15 protein-coding genes are annotated in these 20,148 nt (G+C 56.4%); 1 reads left to right on the top strand and 14 read right to left on the bottom strand.

Annotation, left to right across the window (positions count from 1 at the left end):
- Positions 1-19: 19 nt before the first annotated feature.
- Genes F3H41_RS20905 through F3H41_RS20890 form a run of 4 tightly spaced genes read right to left on the bottom strand, consistent with a single transcriptional unit; the run spans position 20 to position 5,449 of the window.
- Positions 20-1,981, bottom strand: a complete 1,962-nt coding sequence (locus F3H41_RS20905; protein ID WP_149740688.1) for a DUF2357 domain-containing protein — start codon at positions 1,979-1,981, stop codon at positions 20-22.
- Between the two features lie 4 nt (positions 1,982-1,985).
- The gene (locus F3H41_RS20900) at positions 1,986-4,004 is read right to left on the bottom strand and encodes a DNA methyltransferase (protein ID WP_149740687.1); all 2,019 of its coding nucleotides are present in this window, start codon (positions 4,002-4,004) and stop codon (positions 1,986-1,988) included.
- Entirely contained in the window at positions 4,004-5,023 is a 1,020-nt protein-coding gene (locus F3H41_RS20895) for a site-specific DNA-methyltransferase (protein ID WP_244616305.1), read from the bottom strand. Before F3H41_RS20895 ends, F3H41_RS20900 begins: the two co-directional genes overlap by 1 nt.
- Positions 5,024-5,068: 45 nt before the next feature.
- Positions 5,069-5,449 carry a HigA family addiction module antitoxin gene (locus F3H41_RS20890; protein WP_149740686.1) on the bottom strand — a complete coding sequence of 127 codons (381 nt, stop codon included), beginning with the start codon at positions 5,447-5,449 and terminating at the stop codon, positions 5,069-5,071.
- A 245-nt stretch (positions 5,450-5,694) separates the two neighbouring features.
- Between F3H41_RS20890 and F3H41_RS20885 the strand changes: the two genes are divergently transcribed.
- Positions 5,695-6,249, top strand: coding sequence for a recombinase family protein (locus F3H41_RS20885; RefSeq protein WP_149740685.1), 555 nt, complete (start codon positions 5,695-5,697; stop codon positions 6,247-6,249).
- A gap of 225 nt (positions 6,250-6,474) precedes the next feature.
- Here the strand turns inward: F3H41_RS20885 and mgtA are convergent, their stop codons facing one another.
- The 10 genes from mgtA to F3H41_RS20835 form a co-directional block, all read right to left on the bottom strand.
- Entirely contained in the window at positions 6,475-9,114 is a 2,640-nt protein-coding gene (gene mgtA, locus F3H41_RS20880) for a magnesium-translocating P-type ATPase (RefSeq protein ID WP_149740701.1), read from the bottom strand.
- Positions 9,115-9,116: 2 nt separating this feature from the next.
- On the bottom strand, positions 9,117-10,025 hold the full coding sequence (gene arcC / locus F3H41_RS20875; RefSeq protein WP_149740684.1) for a carbamate kinase: 909 nt from the start codon (positions 10,023-10,025) through the stop codon (positions 9,117-9,119).
- Between the two features lie 3 nt (positions 10,026-10,028).
- Positions 10,029-11,030, bottom strand: a complete 1,002-nt coding sequence (argF, locus tag F3H41_RS20870; RefSeq protein ID WP_149740683.1) for an ornithine carbamoyltransferase — start codon at positions 11,028-11,030, stop codon at positions 10,029-10,031.
- A 17-nt stretch (positions 11,031-11,047) separates the two neighbouring features.
- Positions 11,048-12,280, bottom strand: coding sequence for an arginine deiminase (locus F3H41_RS20865; protein ID WP_149740682.1), 1,233 nt, complete (start codon positions 12,278-12,280; stop codon positions 11,048-11,050).
- 88 nt (positions 12,281-12,368) lie between these two features.
- Complete coding sequence (locus tag F3H41_RS20860; RefSeq protein WP_149740681.1) at positions 12,369-13,838, bottom strand: basic amino acid/polyamine antiporter; 1,470 nt, start codon at positions 13,836-13,838, stop codon at positions 12,369-12,371.
- Between the two features lie 747 nt (positions 13,839-14,585).
- Entirely contained in the window at positions 14,586-15,749 is a 1,164-nt protein-coding gene (locus F3H41_RS20855) for an AGE family epimerase/isomerase (protein WP_149740680.1), read from the bottom strand.
- Positions 15,750-15,789: 40 nt separating this feature from the next.
- Positions 15,790-17,145, bottom strand: coding sequence for a glycoside hydrolase family 130 protein (locus F3H41_RS20850; RefSeq protein ID WP_244616303.1), 1,356 nt, complete (start codon positions 17,143-17,145; stop codon positions 15,790-15,792).
- Positions 17,142-19,421 carry a glycosyltransferase family 4 protein gene (locus F3H41_RS20845; RefSeq protein ID WP_149740679.1) on the bottom strand — a complete coding sequence of 760 codons (2,280 nt, stop codon included), beginning with the start codon at positions 19,419-19,421 and terminating at the stop codon, positions 17,142-17,144. Before F3H41_RS20845 ends, F3H41_RS20850 begins: the two co-directional genes overlap by 4 nt.
- Before the next feature lie 62 nt (positions 19,422-19,483).
- Positions 19,484-19,687, bottom strand: a complete 204-nt coding sequence (locus F3H41_RS20840) for a hypothetical protein (protein ID WP_149740678.1) — start codon at positions 19,685-19,687, stop codon at positions 19,484-19,486.
- Between the two features lie 75 nt (positions 19,688-19,762).
- Positions 19,763-20,026 carry a hypothetical protein gene (locus tag F3H41_RS20835; protein ID WP_149740677.1) on the bottom strand — a complete coding sequence of 88 codons (264 nt, stop codon included), beginning with the start codon at positions 20,024-20,026 and terminating at the stop codon, positions 19,763-19,765.
- Positions 20,027-20,148 lie beyond the last annotated feature (122 nt).

Genomic DNA, 20,148 nt, shown 5'->3' with positions numbered 1-20,148 from the left:
TGCACCCTATGTCGCCTTGTCAGAAGAAGCCAACCTCCTCCTGATATGGCCGGCCATCGAAAAGAGAATCAAAAACTGAACGAAGGAATTCCCTCACTATTGGGCGCTGGGTATCATCTCTACCAGGGCAAAGGTCGAATGCCCCCACACTGGGGAACAGGTATTCGGTATGTCCAGTGAAGGCCGATGGGTGACGGATAAACATGTTCTTCTGGCGCCCTGTTGTCCTCATCGCATCCCCATTCCCAGGAAAGAGGATGTATGCCCCTCGGCTCCCCAAGATGCCGTCACGATATGTGTGCATTTTGAATAGATCGTCTTGGCGGTGCACGCGCGCAAGTTCTCTTTCGTAATCAGTTTCCGCGGCTTCATCACTGCGCAGATACGCGTCACCAACTCCAAAATCGATCGATTCTAAGCGGTACTTCGCATCAAAATGCATCCAGTGCCTTTTGGGGATTTCACCCTCCCCAGACAAGAGAATCTCAATGCTGTAATCTGGATCGAATCTAGCTGTGTAACTGCCATGCCACCCTGCATCATGAGTAGGACGGGGGAATGTGCGATTGTAGAACAGGTTAACCTTGAGAGCCCGGCCCTTTTCCGCTCGGTAGATAAAACCAATTCGGCTTCGTTTACCTTTGAGTAGGCGAAGCTGAAACCCATTCTCTGTCCGATCAATAAACGAACCATCATTGGGCAGCTCACTCTCAGCAAGCTCTGCTAAGGTACGACGCAACAGAAAGAAGCACCAATACTCATACAGTTCGCTTACGGGGCGAAGGTCGCCAATCAGGCCGTCGGCTAGATCTCCTGCGCGCTTCCAAGGCAATTCCAAGCTCATCCGCAACGACAGATCTAGCTTCAGTATTTCTCTGTAGCCCCGCCGCTTTTGGAGAACCTGCGAATTGGATGGGAAATTGCGGAACGGCCCGATTTGGCGCCAGGGCCCTGATTGAAGCTCTTCATCTAACGCGGCAATCCACCCTTCCACCTCATGCAGCGAGGCCATTCTTTGAGTTGCGCGCAGGTTCGCCGCAAGTCGCTGCGCAATAAGCTGGAGCTCTTCCAAAAAGAACTTTACATAACGGTTTTCCGCCGTGTCCACTGTCTCTTTAGATGACAGTACTGGGAACTCGCGTGGGCTAAATCCGCGGAAGAGTTTGGACAGAGGCCCGCCAGCCACCATCGTAGAAGGTTCAAATTCCTCAATGAATGCGGGGATATCAGGCTCTTGAACGGAGCTGGTATCTACATAGCTTCGCCATTGGTCGAGGCGAGAATGAAAGGAACGCCCCAGCTCATCCAGTGCAACTGGCAAATTTCTTTCTGACATTATGTTGCGAAGGTGGAAAAGCAAAGCGGCTTCAGTTTCGGGAGTCACATCCGCGAGATTGAATGATGAGCTAACCGGACTGTCATATTGGAGAAGTAATTCAGAGAATTCCTCCGCGACTTGATCAAGAAGCGCTTTGAATTCAGAAAGATATCCAAATTTTCTGCAAACTACCTCGACGACCAGGGAAACGTTAGATGATAGACTCAGGTCAAGAATGCCTGCGTGCGTCTGTATACGTAGTTGACCAGATATCGTAGTACTTCCGTCCGAGTTGCTACGCCAGCGGCGTGGGGGGTCGGCTCGAAACACTGTGCCAAGGCGTTCCTGGAAGGGCCAACCTCTACGGAACGGTGCCTCGCTAAGCAGACCCTCCAAGGGGACAGGAAGGGTTACATCGATCAGATACTCCGTATTCTCGCGTAGTTGGAATCGCTCGAACAATACCGGAGCATCGGTGCGCCAACATATCGCCGGTACGCCAGCCTCTGCCGCAGCATCCGGTTCCAACTCCGTCTCAGCATAAGAAAGCAAAGGCGCATCAGGAAGGACTGGTAGCTCGATACCTCGTCCCCTCGACCACTCAATCTCAATATGCGTTTTAGCGTCCCACGAAAATCGAACTCGATGCAGAGCGTCAGCCATGGCGTCAGCTGACGAACGAGACGTAGCCGGTAGCGTGCAGGCGGTCGTGCATCACGCTCAACTTCTTGCGGGACCGCGGAAGCTGTTCGCTGCCTGCGGCAATCGACAATGTTTCCGACGGCAAAATCGCAACTTTCGTTCCCAATCCCATCGTATAGCTGGCACTGGGAGATGAATTGGCATGATTGCCTGCATAAAATGCGCTCAAAGCGTGAAGACTGTCGCCGAGGCTTCGGCGATTGCCGTGAATTTTTGGCAGAACTTTCTGCAACAGTGCTTCGTCAAGCGCTACTGGCCAACTTTGCATGACAGCTGTCTTCACCGTACCACCCAACAGCTGAGTAATGACCCACTCCGTTACATAGATGAATATTTCTTTGGAAATCCGATATCCGAAAGAAAACCCGACAGGTGAAAGGAGGTCATAAGTACCGTCTAGGGCAGTGATCAAGCCACTACGTATTGTTTCAATCTCCCCTTCGGCAACACCAAAATCAAGGAGTGTATCGAGAATCGTTGCTGGATTAGACACTGCATATTTTTGTGTCTCCCTGGCCTCAATTCCGCGCTTTAAAGCGATATCGGCCCGCCCGATGTTGATCGTGCCGCCTGGCTCGCTGCGGTTGCTTGCGAGCAGATAGTGGCTTGGCCGCTCCGCGTCCAACTCTATCACGTGAGCGCGATCGAGAACCTTCGGAGAAAACATGTAGGTCGTCTCATCGACATTCACCGTTCCAACGAAGAACAAATTAGGGGGCAAGATGAAATTCCGTCCCTCGGCAATCATCGCCGTTGCAGCCGCTGCTTCCCTACTTCCGGGACTTTCAGCTTCCAAAACAGCAGCAATAAGTTTGAGGTCGTCAGCGCCTAGCAGGGATATTCCACTCTCGGCGTCAAGGATGCTAGCCGCTTCCATAAGGGATAAGAACGGAGCAAAGTACCTTTCGACGTGGGAAAGGTTCATTTCATCGAAGATTAGGAAATGAGGAATGTCTGCCGCATCTGAGTGACTGGCGCGGAGGATTAGCCGAATGGTCTCGGTTATCTCGTAACTCTCGTGAGAAGAAGTGCCGTCAGGAAGAATTCGCTCTCTGCCGAACGGGGTACGAAAGCCGAGCAGCCTTTTGGGGGACGTCCAGTCGGGACCAACTGCAACGAGCTCAAAAATCGAACCCTCGACTTGACCAGTATGATGTCGCTGTAACCCTTCTGCCAATTTCAACGCAGCGCGTGATTTTCCTGTGCCAGAGGGGCCTGTAATGATGACGAAATTCTTGGCAGTTAGCGCGGCGACCAAGCCCAAAGAGACTTCTGAAAGGTTCTCCTCTTTAGTGTCTGTCGTTGGCAGCAGCCGCGCAGGCAAGTAAGTCTCCGGAAGAGGCAGGCTGGCAGTGAAAGTTGTGCCTTCTGTTTCGAGATCCGCGTCAGCGGTAGTATCGAAAACGGCATTGATCTCCGAAGGAGTGAGACCAATTCGAGATTGGAACTCCTCTGTAATACGCTTCAGCCGATCGGCATCAGTGGAAACGCCTGACAAGAAAGGCTCGAGGTCTTGGCCTCTCCAGTACCAGACTGCCACGTCAATCAGACTTGGGAGGGGTTTTCGCTGGTCACTGCTGAGGGCTAATCTTGCCAGGCGCGATACATAGCCTTCTGCAAGACTGGCCTTTCGTGGCTTTTCTTCAGTTAGAGCGATAATCCCTCGCCAAGGCGTGCCAGAGATCGTTGAATTGGTACCGTTGGAACGGTATCGCGTGGGGCGGTAACCCGTTTTTCCAGCTTCTAAGACGGCAAATGGATTAAAATAAAAGTGGTCGTCATCTCCAGATTTTGTCGCGCCTATTTCTTCCAGCGCCTTGATGAAGGCAGGCTCCGATTCTGCTATGGCAACGGATTGCGCTTCCTTTATTGCTAACGTGCGCTTCACAATCAGAAAATCGAAGAGCGGGGTTCTTTTCGCCCGAGACTCACCAATCCGCCTAATCGCTTTCCCAATACGCCCTGCAGAAAGGTACAGGCCCATTAGACCGACCCCATTTCTATCTTTGCGAGGTTTTTGACCATCATCTTGCAGAAGTCTTTGTTAATATCGATCCCGATGGATCGGAATCCGTTTTTCCGCGCGAACACCAAACTTGTCCCACTTCCAGCAAACGGGTCGAGTACGACGCCCCCAGGCGGCGTCGTCGTCAATACAGGTATCCTAACCAGCTCTTCAGAAAAGCGAGCTTTGTGGCCATGATGCATCCCCCGAACGGGTGGGACTTCCCAGGTATCAAGGGGCGGCAGGAACGAGCCGGAGTCCGTCAACCGGCCAACTGGCTCCTTGTTAAAATAATACCAACGTTCCTTCACGAAGTGGAAAACGTACTCGTGGGAGATTGAACAGCGGTCACGCACCTGATCCGGAATAGGATTGGGCTTAAGCCAAACATTGTCGTTTCGTACGGTCCAACCTTGATCCTGCATAGCAATCGCGAACCGATGCGGGATAAGCAGAAGTTGTTTTGGAATACACCATTTTCCGTCACCCTTCTTATCTTGAGGGCGGATACCGAACCGCCGGGCATTCTGCTTAACCTCGCCGCTTTTGTGTTCGCCTTTTCCACTCCAGTAGGTATCGCCGATGTTAACCCACATACTACCGTTCGGCGCGAGAATTGGCGCACAGGCGTTGAAAGTCGATACGAGCTTCTCGATGAAAGCTGATGGATGCTCCTCTAGTCCGATTTGACCATCAACGCCGTAATCGCGCTGCCCATAGAAAGGGGGTGAAGTAACCACGCAATTGACGAGCATTTCGTGTTGCCGGAGCACGCCTAAAGCCTCGGATACATCCATGTTCAGGATTATTGTGTGCTCATCGGCGTAGTATGCTTTTCGGCGCAGGCTAGACGACAGGAATATCTCGTCCTCTAGGACACGAGGATTCATTGCGGCATTTGCCTTGGTATTTGGCTTTTCCACACGCGCCTTGTGGGGCTTTGATTTTTCTGTGGGGATGTCTATGCCCCCCACGATCTTCAGCGCTGCTTTAGCCATGTATGTTCCCGCTAAAAATTATCAGTTATCGCTTGAGAAGCTGCTTCAGGAGCTTCCTAGGTTCGGATGAGACTTGCGGGATCGGGAAAGATCAAAGGGGCGCTTCATGTCTGGTTTCCCGACAGAGCCATGCGCGCCCGCCACCTGCACACTTTGGAATTTCAGCTTCGCCTGAGCGATATCGAACTCGTTCTGCATCCGCATCAGGGACTCCATGTCCGCGCCAAAGGCCTTCTCAAGTCGAATAGCCATTTCGGAAGACAACGCGGCCTGCTCGTTCAAAAATCGCGACAATGCAACGCGATGGATGCCAAGGGCTTGCGCCGCATCTTTTACAGTCAAGCCTCGCGGTTGTATAATTTGCAACCGCACAAATGCTCCAGGGTGAGAGCACGGGCTGGCAGGCGCGGTTTTCGGAGCATTCATTTCAACAGCCCTGTGTCGAATCAGTAGCCCAGCCTACCTGCCCTGCGTTTGCGTGTAAAGTTACGCGCTACAATGGACGAAGAAGTTCGTGCTCCGACGGAATTTTCAGCAAAGGTAGGTAGTGATGCTTTTGGGTATACCTGTTGAGACACTCTCCGTGAGACACTAAACAGCGTATCATTTGGGTTGCTTTCGCAGTTATGAGACGCTACCCAATGATGGTCTAGAACCTAATGAGACGTTTCATGGCAATTTACGGGTATGCGCGGGTCAGCACCATCGATCAGGATCTGGCGATTCAAGAGGCGGCTCTGAAGGCGGCGGGGTGCACGGTCATCCGGGCGGAAAAGAAATCCGGATCGACCAAGCAGGATCGGAAGGAGCTTAACACGCTTCTGGAATTCATGCGCGACGGCGACAGCCTGGTCGTGACGCGGGTCGATCGGCTGGCGCGGTCAGTTGGGGATCTGCAAGACATCGTACGGCTGCTCAAGCAAAAAGGGGTGACGCTGAAGGCAACGGAACAGCCGATCGACACCAGCTCGGCGGCCGGCAAAGCTTTCCTCGATATGCTCGGCGTATTTGCTGAGTTCGAGACGACCCTTCGTAGAGAACGACAGATGGAAGGCATCGCCGCAGCAAAAAGCAGAGGGGTCTACAAAGGCAGGAAGCCCCATGTTGATGTTGCTGAGATCTGCCGACTTAAATCCAACGGGATGGGACCAACAGAAATTGCCAAGACGCTGAACGTAGGTCGGGCCAGCGTGTATCGCGCCCTTAGAGAAGCCGCATCATCGTAGGGCGAAATGGCGGCTTCGCGGCAACAGGAAACGCAAGCCGCGTCGAAGTTGACGGCTGTAATGGGCCCGTGAGCGGACTGTCAAATATTGGGATGCGGAAGGGCGCGAGCGGACCTTAAAAAATAGAGTACGATTGACCGAGTTCCGCCGAGGCTGTGTGAAGATAAGTTCCTGATGTAGGATGATCTGGAAGTTGCACACGGTAATCTCAACAGCTTAACGGCACTAAACGCCCCACTTCCTTATAAACCAGGTTTTAACAATGGTCGTCAGCACAGCATAGCCAATCAGAAACGAGGCAACAATCGGCCAGTATAGAAGGGGTAGTGGCTGGAAGCCCAAAACGGCGGCCAAAGGTGAGTAAGGCAACGCGATCGCGACGGCGCAAATGATGACCGTTGAGGCTATTAGGGACGGGCTTGCCCAACTGTCGATGAATGGCCGCTTCGTTGTCCGGATGACATGGATGATCAGGGTCTGCGACAGGATCGATTCCACGAACCATCCTGTCTGGAAGAGAGAGGGATTCTCCCAGGCATTGAAGACGTAGAGCATAGTAGCATAGGTCGCATAATCAAAGATCGAGCTCATGGGGCCAATGAAGAGCATGAAACGCATGATGTTGCCGATTTCCCATTTGCGCGGTTTTTGTAGATACTCCTCATCGACAGTGTCGGTCGGGATCGTCGTCTGCGAGAAATCGTAAAGCAGGTTGTTGGCAAGTACCTGCAGCGGTGCCATCGGCAGGAAAGGCAGGAATACGGAGGCACCGAGTACGCTGAACATGTTTCCGAAACTCGAGCTCGCACTCATCTTGATGTATTTGACGATATTGCCAAACACCCTTCGTCCCTCAAGAACGCCCTCGTTTAGGATCGAGAGGTTCTTTTCAAGAAGGATGATGTCTGCAGATTCCTTTGCGATATCTGCTGCGGTATCAACGGATATGCCAACATCGGCCCGCTTGAGTGCAGGTCCGTCATTGATGCCGTCGCCGAGAAACCCGACGACATGCGCCTTTGCCTGAAGTGCTGCTATGATCCGAGCCTTCTGCTGTGGTGAAACCTTGGCGAAGACATTGGCCTTCTCGGTCGCGTCTCCCAGAGCCGCATCATCCATCCCTTCGATCTCGCGACCTGTGACGACCCCGGTCACGGCGAGGCCGACATCCCGGCAGGTTTTCAACGTCACCAAGTCATTGTCCCCGGTCAGGATCTTGATGGCGACACCGGAAGCGGCCAGCGCCGAAAGTGCGGGGGCTGCCGTTTCCTTAGGCGGGTCGAGAAAGGCTATGAAGCCCTGCAAGGTGAGAGCCTTTTCATCGTCGGTGCGATAGGACGATTGAGGCTCAGCATCCTCCCTCGTTGCCAGAGCAATGACGCGGAAGCCGTCGCCATTGAGCTTGGACGTCACGGTGGCGACTTTCGCACGCTGGGTCTCGTCGAGCGGTCGAAACCCTTCAGAAGTCCGGCAGTTCACGCAGACGGCAAGCACCTCTTCAACGGCCCCCTTGCAGATCAGCATGGCTTTTCGATCAGGTCTCTCAACAACGACCGAGAGCCGACGACGATTGAAATCGAAAGGGATCTCGTCGAGCTTCTGGTACCCACCCTCCACAGACAAATGATCCTCAAGCTCTGCATGCTCCTGGATGGCGATGTCGAGAAGGTTCTTCAATCCACTTTCGAAGTGGCTATTGAGGTAGGCGTATTCGAGAACCCTGTCGTCATTGAGGCCTGCGACGTCGAGGTGCAGTTTCAGCACGACACGGTCCTGGGTCAGCGTACCGGTCTTATCAGTGCACAACACATCCATCGCCCCGAAGTTCTGGATCGCATCGAGGCGCTTGACGATCGCATGTTTCTTCGCCATTGCCATCGCGCCCTGGGCCAGATTGACGGTGACAATCATGGGCAACATTTCCGGCGCGAGACCGACGGCCACGGCCACGGCAAAAAACAGTGCCTCCCACCAATTGTGTTTGGTCAGGCCGTTTATCAGGAAGACGAGGGGCACCATCACCAGGATGAACCGAACCATGAGCCAGGAGAAGCTTCTGATCCCTCGATCAAAGCTCGTCTCGGTGTCTGCTGCCATGATCTGGCGTGCCAGCGTTCCGAAGGAAGTGGCATCGCCCGTATGCACGACCACGGCGGTCCCATAACCGCTGGAGATGCTTGAGCCCATGAAGCAGATGTTGGGCAGGCTCAGCAGATCTCTGTCCCCGGGAGGGATTGGATCGGCGCTTTTCTCGACAGGCATGGACTCGCCTGTCAGCGTCGACTGGTTCACGTAAAGATCATTGGCGCTGCAAAGCCTGACATCTGCGGGCACCATGTCGCCTGCCGACAGCTTGACCAGATCTCCGGGCACCAGGCCATCGAGGGGAATTGCGGCAAAACCTTCGTCGTCGACATTGGCAAGCCCTTGCCGTTTTGCGCTGACCTGTACACGCACCATATTGGCGAGCTTTGCCGCCGCCGTGCTGGACCGATGCTCCTGGATGTAGCTGAGGCCGATGCTCAAGACCACCATGGTCGCAATAACAAATGCGGAACGGAGATCGGAGAGAAGCCAAGAAAGCCCTGCAAGACCGAACAGAAGCGCGTTCAACGGATTCTTCAACTTGTCCCAGAGTTCACGAAGGAAAGTGGATCGCTCCTGTCCCCCGGCCAAATTCGGTCCATAGGTCTTCAGACGCGACTTCACCTCGACTACAGACAGGCCCAATGGCCTCGTCGTCAGTTCACGGAAGACAGTCTCGACGTCTGCAGCGGCAATCTTCTGCAGCATGATCCTGGAACTATCTGCCGTGGCGGTGAGATCATGGGATGGAGACGGCCGATCCGATTGCTGTGGCGACATCATCAATCCCTCGCAATCTTGGTCCCGGCACGCGCTTCCAGTATCGCGATGGCATCTGCCAGACGACCAATCCCCGCAAAGCCACCGGTTTCGGCAAACTCGGCAGCGGCGGCAAGCTTTGGGCCCATGGAGCCTGAGGGTGCACCCAGACTACGCGCTTTCTGTGGTGTTAGGCTTGAAAGGGCCACAGCATCCGCCTGACCATAGCCTTGAAACACCGCCTCGACATCGGTCAGGAGAAGCAAGGCGTCGGCATGGAGTTGCCGGGCAAGTAGCGCGCTTGCCGCATCCTTGTCGATGACGGCCTCTATGCCGAAGAGGCTGCCATCCGCGCGTCGCACGACCGGAATGCCACCTCCGCCCGCGCAGACCACGATCACGCCCTGATCGAGCAGGAGCTTCAGAACTTTCCAATCGGGAATTTCGACGGGCCGTGGTGATGAGACGACCCTACGCCATCGGTCTCCGTCTCGGGCAATCGCCCATCCAGCCGCCTTGGCGCGGCTCTCGGCTTCAGTCTTGTCGTATACCGGCCCGACAAATTTGCTGGGCTTCTTGAAGGCCGGGTCCTTGGGATCAACAACGACCTGTGTCAGGAGGGTGGCAACGGGTTGGGAATGCTCGAGCGCATTCTCAAGCTCCTGCTCAATCATGTATCCGATCATGCCTTCGGTTTCTGCCCCGAGGACATCGAGCGGATAGGCTTCGTCCGGCTTGTAGGCCGCCCCTTGCAGGGCGAGCAAACCGACCTGTGGACCGTTTCCATGGGTGACCACCAGCCTGTGACCGGCTTGAATGATTGCGGCAAGGGAACGGGCCGCGACCTGAATGTTTGTGCGTTGCACCTCGGCCGTCAAAGCCTCACCGCGTCGTAGTAAGGCATTGCCGCCAAGCGCTGCTACAACTAACATTTCTCATGCCCCTAGCGTTGCGACGAGAACCGCTTTGATCGTATGCAGCCGGTTTTCCGCCTGATCGAAGACGATCGAGGCTGGGCTTTCGAAAACCTCTTCGGTGACTTCCATCGCATCAAGGCCGAATTCTTCGTGGATTTCGGCGCCGACAGTCGTGGCGGTGTTGTGAAAGGCTGGTAGGCAATGCATGAAGCGCACGCGCGGATTTCCGGTCCGCGCCATCAGGGCAGCATTGACCTGATAGGACGTGAGGAGCTTGATACGCTCCACCCATTTCTCCTTTGCCTCGCCCATCGACACCCAGACATCGGTGTAGACGAAATCGACATTCGCGACGGCCCGTCCGATATCCTCCGTGATCATGATCCGAGCACCGGTTTCTGCCGCAATGGCGCTCGCCTCCTCGCGGATTTCAGCAGAAGGCCAGCAGGGTTTCGGTGCGCATAGCCTGATGTCCATGCCCATCTTTGCGCCCCCGATCAGCAGGCTGTCGCCCATGTTGTTGGCGGCATCGCCAATGAAGACAAAGGCGACCTGATGCAGCGGTTTCTCGGCGTATTCCTGCATCGTCAGGAAATCAGCGAGTATCTGGGTGGGATGGAATTCGTTTGTCAGGCCGTTATAGACCGGCACGCCGGAATATCTGGCGAGTTCCTCGACGATAGATTGTCCGAAGCCCCGATATTCAATGGCATCATAGATCCGGCCAAGAACGCGGGCTGTGTCCTTGACCGATTCCTTGTGTCCGATATGGCTGCCCGTCGGCCCGAGATAGGTGACGCGGGCACCCTGGTCATAGGCCGCGACCTCGAAGCCGACCCGCGTTCGTGTCGAATCCTTCTCGAAGATAAGGGCTATGTCCTTGCCCTGTAATCTCGGTATTTCGGTCCCGGCGTATTTCGCTGTCTTGAGATCTGCGGCAAGCTTGATCAGGAAGCCGATTTCACGCGGCGTGTAGTCGCGCAAAGTCAGCAGGCTGCGATTCTTCAGGTTGAAGGCCATGAACGTGCTCCTTAAAATCAGATCGCATCACGAATGGTCGGGCAGCTCATGCAATGGCCGCCACCACGTCCCCGACCGAGTTCTGCACCAGGGATGGCAAGGACCTCGATCCCCGCAGCTTTCAGCGCAGCATTGGTGTCGTCATTACGGTCGTAGCCGACAACGACACCAGGCCTGAGCGCCAGAACATTGTTGCCGTCGTTCCATTGCTCCCGGGCGCGCTCTTCTTCCGTCGTGCCACCCGTAGGGACGACCTGAAGGTTCCGATAGCCGAGGACCTCGGCCACGATATCGAAAATCGGGCGGGGATCTTGTCGAAAGGACAAGGGTTTGTTGCCATCCCCAGGTCGGATATCGTAGCAGACGAGTTCATCGGCGACCTCCTTGAAGGTGGTAACGACATCTCCACCACAGAGCGTGAAGATAGTGTCCAGATGCATGGCCGCCCGCGACTTCGGAATTCGAAAGGCAAGGACGCGATCTACAACTTCTTTGGCAAACAGCGCCTGGGCGAGTTGTCCAATCCCTTGTGGTGAAGACCGCTCACCCATGCCCACAAGAACCGTACGGTTTCCAATCGGCATCACATCGCCACCCTCAAGCGTTGCAAGTCCGTGCTCCTCAGTCGGATCACCCCAGTGGACCGTAACATTGCCGGCGAACTTCGGGTGGAACCTGTAGATAGCCGTGGTCAAAAGGGTTTCCGGACGTCGGGCTGGCCAGTACATCGGATTGATCGCGACGCCCCCATAGATCCAGGCGGAGTTGTCGCGGGTGAACAGGGCGTTCGGCAGCGGCGGCAAAATGAAGCCGTGATGACCTAGATAGCTGCCGAACAGACCCTCTGGTTTGAACGGAAGATCGTCCACCGCCAGTCCACCCAGAAGGAGCTCAGCCAACCTCAACCCAGACAGTTCTTCCATCCAGGTGCACACTTCAGCCGTCATTCCCGTGCCCACCTGATCAGGCACGATCCGATGGTCGAGCACAAAGGCTCGGGCTTCAGGAACATCGAGCGCTTCAGCCAGCAAGGTGTTGACGTCGAGGACCTCGATCCCCTGCTCGCGCATTAAGCCTGCAAAGACATCATGATCTTTTTGCGCCTGCTTGACCCAGAAGACATCGTCGAACAGTAACTCCTCCCGGTTGGAAGGCGTGAGGCGCCGATGGGCGAGACCGGGGCGACAGACCAATACCTGGCGCAAGGTGCCAGTCTCGGAATGAACGCCAAGCGGGAGGGAGTTGTTCATAACCGTCTTCCTCGGCCAATGGCCATTGGAGCAATTTCAGCGACAGTGGTCGGCGGTCTCGCCTACGGAATTGCGTCAGAACAGCGCGCTAGAGAGCACTGATTGCGCCCGCCCACATCAAGTATCCGGCAGCCGCAGCCGCGAGGATGATTCCAGCGGCAAGGAGAGCCTCCATGCCGGAGAAGGCTTCACGTGCATGTTTGCCCTTTGCCCACCAGTAAACGGGAATGCCCAGCACATAGAGGATGGCGCACATCAGGAGGTATGGCGGACCGGCCGCATAGATCAGCCAGCAGCCGTAGACTGTGGCGACAGCCCCCGTGAACACGTCGCGTCCGCGTCGCTCCCCTAGGCCGTATCCTTCACCGCGTAGGGCGAGCTTGAGGGCATACGCGCCCGAAAGCACGTAAGGCACCAGGATTGCCGTCGACGCGATGTAGAAGAGAGCCAGATAGGTCGAATTCGCGAAGAAGGTTACGACCAGAAATGCCTGAACCAGCAGGTTAGTGATCCAGAGTGCTCCGGATGGCGAACCGTTCCCGTTTTCGATGGCAAAGACCTCGGGCAGGATCCCTTCCTTCGCTGCACGATAGGGGATTTCCGCTGCAAAGAGGGTCCAGCTCAAGAAAGCGCCGGCGACGGACACAACAAGGCCGATCCGCACTACAACTGAGGCCCAGGGGCCCGCGAACTGCTCGATAACGTTGGCCATGGAGGCGGCAGCAGGCAGATCGGCGAGTTCCGGCTGGGTCAGAATGCCGAAGGAGAGGAGCGAGACCGCGAGATAGGCGCAAAGGGCGATGACAAACCCGAGGATCGTCGCACGACCGATATCGGCTCGTTTCTCTGCGCGAGCGGAATAGACGCTCGCCCCTTCAATGCCGATGAAGACCCAGAGGGTCACCAGCATTGTGCTCTTAACCTGTGTCAAAATACTGCCGAGTTCCGGGGTCCCAGTGCCCCAGAGATCAATTGTGAAAGTCGGCAGACGAAAGGCCACTGTCACGAGCACGATGAAGAGAAGGATTGGTGCCAGTTTAGCAATGGTGGTCAACACGTTGATGATTGCAGCTTGCCGAATGCCCATCAGGATGAGCGCATGCGTGGCCCAGAGCAGGACCGACGCACCGACGATCGCCTGAACAGAGTTCCCCTCGGCCCCAAAGGCAGGATAGAAATAGCTCAACGCCCCGAAGATTAGCACGACATAGGATACGTTGCCGATCCAGGCACTCAGCCAGTAACCCCAGGCACTGTTGAAGCCAACGAAATCACCGAAACCGGCTCGGGCATAGGCATAGGGACCCGCATCAAGCGCCGGCTTTCTCGTCGCAAGGCCCTGATAGACGAAAGCCAGCGCCAACATGCCGACACCTGTGATCAGCCATCCGATAATGACGGCGGCCGGGGACGCGCCCTTGGCGATGTTTTGAGGCAGGCTGAAGACGCCGCCGCCGATCATGGAGCCGACAACGAGTGCCACCAAAGGCAGCAGGCCGAGTTTAGCTGAAGCAACAGGACTTTGCGCGCGGACGACGTCCACGGTTTGAATGCTCATGCTCGTATTCCTTCTCTGAACAGACAGTGCAGATATCGAGCTGGGTTCCGGCTACGGAACGAACCTCACGAAGTATCGTAGGCTTTGGGCACGTCATAAGTGACGGCATGGGCTTCCCCCATGATATAAGACTACACCTGTTGCGTGGTTCGCACTTTGATGCAGATCAAGGGTTGACAAGTTGCCACTGTAGTATGAGTTCATCCGGGCATGACTGACTACCCATCACGCTGTAGCAGCTTGGCTGGCGTGAATTGCGACCATGTACCCGCGACGTTAGTGGTGATGGAAAGCACGTGAGCTGTTGGACCTCGCAGTCCCGTGAGCTTTGGCGCGAGAGCGCATAGGGGCCTGACAGATGGATTTTGCCCGACCCCTTCGCGAAAGGCCATGATGCAATCGGTGAGGTGAAGTCTTGATGCGACGGCCTTCAGCGCGGCAAACGTACGCTCATTCACTTCGAAAACCCGGAGAACTATACCTGCAAGCGCCACCCTCGAAATGCCGGAGTCGGCAACTGTTGCTGCGATTGGCCACCCGCTGGACGCGACAATCCAGAAAACCCCATAGCTCAGAGAATGCCGACCGCGGGTTCCTGCATGAGAGGCTTTCGTACGCCGAAACCCTTCACCATCCCAGCCTCCAACCTCGAAGCAGTTAAAGTCTACCATGGGGCAGCAAACCTATCGTCCGCTTTTAGCCTCGAAGCTTGAAATCAGGACAGACTGTTTCCCTTTGTCCCAGTCGTCATGGATACGTGACTTGCAGACAGGAGCGGGCGTGCCGGCTATCTGCGACCAGATCCGCAACGGCAGTCCAGAGGTGATAGAGCGAGCTTGCGGGGATGGTCTCGGAAATCGGCATGTCATTCGTGTCCAGGCGATCATGCCAGCAACCGGGAGGCGCTCCGGTCATGTAAGCGCCCAGAATGGCAGCAGCCAGGTCGTCTGCCTCGACAAGATATCCTTGAAAACCGGAACGCTCGTAGAGTGACAAGAGCGCCTTCAGCATCTCCACCTGAGGCCAGAGCCTTCGCGAAGGCAGGATGGGCCTGACCGCCGAAACGGCATCGACCAGGAAGGGTGAACCCTCAATACGCCCGATCGCCAGAGCGGTCGAGAAGAGGTCGAGGCAGATCTTGGCGTGGTCGCTGCCGGCCAGACTGTCATGGCGTGTCGTCAGCCACACCCATTCGCACATGTGACCCGGTTCCAGCCGATCCGATCCGTATTGGGACGCGAGTTCCCATTGCGGCCCGAAGAACTCGTGAAGCGGCGCTTTTTGTCCAACCAGGAAATGCGAGCGCAAGAGTGCGAAGGCCTGAGCTTCCACCCTCATGTAATCAGATGTCCGATTGTTTTCGCATAGGGCCAGAGCCGCTTCGAGGTAGTGCATGTGCGGGTTCTGCCTGCGCGGCAGGCTTCCGTCGCTGTCTTCGGCCCACCCGCCGAAAGGATCCTGCAATGTCCGGTCAATCGCGATGAAGGCCTGATCGAGATGATGACGGTACATGTCCTTGCCGGTGGCCGTCAGCAGCCATGAGAGGGCAAGCAGGATGCAGGAACTGTCATAGAGGTCGCGGATGGGGTCGGTGATGATTTCGGTATGGCGGTTGAAGGCTCGAGCGTAACCGCCACGCCTACCGCCAATCCAGGCGACGCGGTGCAGATTGGCAAAGGCCGCCTCAGCCATTTGAAGAGAAGCGGGCGGTGCAACACCGAGATGGGCCGCATGCGCATGCACGTAGATCTGCCGTGCCACCGTTCTCGTCCTAACCTCTCCGGATGCCTGGGCTGATCCATCGAGTTCCAGATGCTCGACAAACTGACCGCAGCGCTCGTCATAGCCCACGACGGCCCAAGTCGGCAAAATCACCTGAAGGAAATGTGATTTGAGAAGCGACAGGCTCACAACGGAAGTCCTCGTGGTCGCCTTCCGGTACGGTTCGTCATCATGAACTCGCCCCGATGGGACGCATCGTTTCCAGAAGCTCCCGGATCTTGATCGTCGTGAAGTTGGAATAGGTGTCCGACACAGCATAAGGCAGGGCGATCAGGTCGCCGTGTCGCATGGCTCCGCAGGAATAGACAACATTCGGCACATAGCCTTCCCGCTCCGTCGGGTCCGGCTGCAGCAAGGGGTCGACCGTCCGCGAGAGAATGATGCTGGGGTCCTGCTTGTCGAGCAAGGTCACCCCGATCGCGTAGCGTCGCATCGGCCCCACCCCGTGGGTGAACAGGAGCCAGCCCTCATCGATTTCGACTGGCGAGCCGCAGTTTCCGATTTGTACGAACTGCCAGGCAAATTCCGGCTTCATCAGCATCTGGCCCTCCTCCCAATAGTGAAGATCGTCGGAATAGAGGAGGAAGAGGTTTTCGCTGTCTTGCCGGGCAATCATCGCGTAGCGACCGTTGATCCGCCGAGGAAAGAGCGCCATGCCTTTGTTGCGGGCAGCAGGGCCTCGCAAAGGGGTCAGGGTAAAGGTCGCAAAGTCTTTCGTCTCAAGGAGTTCCGAGCGGATTGAAGAGCCGCTATAAGCCGTATAGGTGGCAAAATAGATCGTCTGACCATCGTCTTCAAAAGCCACGAAACGGGCATCCTCAATGCCGTTGGATTGGGCCTCGGTGACCGGGAAGACCACGCGCTCGCTGAGGTCGCTGTCACGGTTGAAGCTGAGCCCGATACATCCGGCGGGCGCTAATCCATCATGGGCATGAATGTCCGGCAGCCCAGCCAACCGTGTCGGAGGATCGATGGCCAAAGCACCATTCGGATCAAGCACACCCGAGCGGAAGGTTAGCGAGGAGATGTGGCCCTCTCCGACCGCCCTCAGACTTAGGATCACCCGCCTGCTGCCCTCAACGATACCAGACTGATCTGGATGCGCAACGATGCTGGGATTGAATAGGGCGGCGGATTCGAACGAATACTCGTTCATGAAATAGGCCCCGACCAACTGCCTCTGTTGCTGGCTGAACTGCTGGTGATGATGGAATGCGTCTTCCATCGCATCCGCCCGCAGCTCGAACTGGCGCAACAGGTTGCGGTGTCGTCCGTCGAAATTGGCGAGGATATCGCGCAACTGCTGGGCCGTGGCGACCGGATCCAGCGACAGCACGCGATCGACGATCTCATTCGCCCTGCTCTTGTCACGTGGATTGAGGTGGCGCGGCTCGGTTGATGGCTTGAATGGGCGCACGATCACGCGTGTCGGGTCCGGCCGGAGATACAGAGCCTGCCGGTTCAGAAGGCTGTCTTGGGGCAAAAGGGAACCTGTTCTGTCTGGATGAGGGGTGATCCGGCTCATGAGAGTTGCCGGAACACGACCTTGGGAGGCACAGGCGCGTGTGCCTGATTAACTCTCCCGATCTCGATTGAGGAGATCAGGTAACAAAGTACGGATTCAGCGCCGCGATTTTCATTGGGGCGGTCTGCATGCAGGCCGTCGCGGCAACTCCCCGTTTCCGGATCGACAAGCGAGATCCCATGATCGTTGCTGCCCGTGAACCAATTGAAGGTTCTGTTGGCAACCTCGATCCAGTGCTTGTCGGAGGTGGCTTCGTACGCGGCAAGACATGCCGATATCGTTGCCGTTGCCTCCACGGGCTGCTGATCAAATGGCTTCGGTGGTTCACCGATTTCGAAGAAGCCGTCCGTGCCTATGGCCCGAAAATGACCAGCTTCTGCAGTCTGCTGACCCATCAACCATTGCAGGGTCGCCAAACCCGTTTCGAGATAGGCTGACACCTTGGTCGACAGGCCCGTGACAATCAAAGCCTGGCTCAGTCGCGCGTTTTCGTAGGACAGTCCCTCCTCGAACCAGCGGCGTCCATTCTTCGACACACGCCGTTCCAGATCCATCAGATTTTCGGCGTGCCGAACACGCAGCATACGTGCGTGGGGATCGTGGGGATTGGCCGTGCAGTAGTCGTTCAATCCAAGGAGCGTGAAAGCCCAGGCTCGGGGAGAGCGAAAATCGATCGTGACGGACATGGCCTTCGCAAAGAGCGTACTCGCCCAGCGGCGACGAGGCGCATTGGTGTCGTTGAGCGCACAGCAGCCCAAGGCCCAGAGCGTCCTCCCGTGGCTGTCTTCGGATCCCTCGTCCTCAAGCCAGCGGCGGTCAAAGCTCATGAAGTTGCGAAAACGGCCCGTATCCGGATTCCACGCATGTTCGACAAAGGCTGCGAATGACACTGTCATCCGATCGGGAATTCCAATCTCAGCAGCTTTCGACAGCAGAGACGATAGAAGCAGCGCCCGCGCATTGTCGTCCACGCAGTAACCGTGAGACCTGTCTGGCACAGAAAAGACGGCATGTTGAATAATGCCGGTATCGTCACACATGGCGTGGAAATGACCGAGTTTCAACGCCGCTCGCTGCGCCGGCCGCTTGATCCGCAAGGAGACGAGGTCACTGACGAGCTTCGGCCGAAAGGATTCGCGCGCCTTTGCCATGCTCTCGAGATAGAGTGTGGCCACATGGGACCAGATCATCGAACGTCCCGCATCGTAGGCGAGGTGGCGCATGGCCATACGACGCTCATCGTCTCCGAGGAGGGCGGCTATCGCCTTGCCAGTCGTCGATGCGTCGCCAAATGGAACGAGAACGCCGCGTGCATCGGTCAGAAGTTCCAGGGCGTGCCAGTAGGGGGTCGATACGACTGCGCTGCCCATGCCGAAGCTGTAGGCAAGCGTTCCAGACGTCATCTGCGCTTCGTCGAGATAAGGCGTCACGTAAACGTCGCACATGGCGATAAAGTCGAGCAGTGTTGGCAGGTCTACAAATTGGTTGAGGAATTGCACGGCGTGGTCGACCCCGAGCTTTTCCGCGCGATGCCGCAGGCTGTCTCGATAGGTGTCGCCCTGCTTGCGTAGCAATGTCGGATGGGTGGCCCCAAGCACGATGTAGAGCGCGCGAGGGGTCTGCTCCAGGATCGCGGGCATGGCATCAATCACCACCTCGATCCCCTTGTTCGGAGAGAGCAGGCCAAATGTCAGGATGATCGGTCGTCCCGCGTAGCCTCGTTCGACTTTGGCCAATTCCGGGTCATGAAAGGGGCGATCGGGAATGCCGTGTGCGATGACGTCTATCTTCTCTGGCGCAACCCCATAGACCTCCGTGAGCAAGAGACGTCCGCGCTCCGCCATAACGACAATACGATTTGAGTACGCGGCGACCTTTTTCAGCACGCGGTGCTGCGAAGGTGTCGGATCAGCAAGGATCGTATGGCAGGTTGTGACGACTGGCACCCGCAGATGCGACAGGAGTGTCAGGATAAACTCACCGTCAGGCCCACCAAAGATACCGAATTCGTGCTGAAGGGAAACAGCGTCGAAACGTCCTTCGTTCAGGATCCTCGCTGCGGTCACATAATCTTCAGGTTCGGGCTCCCGGATCTCGAAGATCACGTCGGGCGGATAGGCGTAACTCTGCTGCTCGTCCGTGATGGCGATGATGCTGGCACTGACACCGGCGGCGCTTTCGGTCATGGCGTGCGACAGATCAATCGTAAATGTGGCAATGCCACACTGACGCGGGGGAGAGTTGCCGATGAAGGCGATACGCGCTGGCTTGGGCATGGACGTTCCCCTTCAAGGCACAATGGCAAGCTGGTTGCCGCAAACGGTCAGGGCATCAGAGTTCATCGGGGTTGTACCGCTTCAAGTTCCCGTTCCAGGGCAACTCGTCCCTGTTGAAGTTCAGTATTCCACAGCCGGTATTGCGGGCTGTTCTGATAGGCGGGCATTGGGGCCTCGACGGTGTAGGTGACTGCGGCGGCAGGAGACAGCCCCTTGGTCGTGACGAGGCGGACCATCTGGCCGATGGTAAAGCGATGAGAAGGCATGCTGTTTCTCCTTTTTGAGGGTTCGCTCGACATGGGCGGGACTGCAGGACTGACGGGTCGATGATCGCTTCCCAATCACAGTCCCTGCACTGCGAGCAGCTTGTCTTTTTCCAGGGCGGCATCGAGTTCCGATGGATCTATTTCAACCAAGCTCTTCTTGTTGCCTGAGGCCACTTCGATCATGGTGGAGACGCGCCGATAGGCGAGCCATGAGATCCCGGTGATCTGCTCCTCGTCGTCCAAGACATCGTACTGACCCGCCGGGTACACGCCCTGAAGCCCCGTGAGCGTGAAGGGTGCCTTGAATTGTACGGTTCTCTTTTTCGTTCGCGTGAACATCTGATGTTCCAATCCCTTTGGTGACCTTGCGATTTTGGGGCATCACAAGAGCCGATGAGTGTTACGGCTTGATTGCCGAAGTCATCCTGGTCCGGCCCGAGAACATGAGGACCTTGCACGTC

The sequence above is a fragment of the Rhizobium sp. RU20A genome (assembly GCF_900155885.1).
Classification (GTDB): Bacteria; Pseudomonadota; Alphaproteobacteria; order Rhizobiales; family Rhizobiaceae; genus RU20A.
The sequence above is the reverse complement of the archived record's forward strand: the minus strand, read 5'-3'. Positions and strand labels throughout refer to the sequence as shown.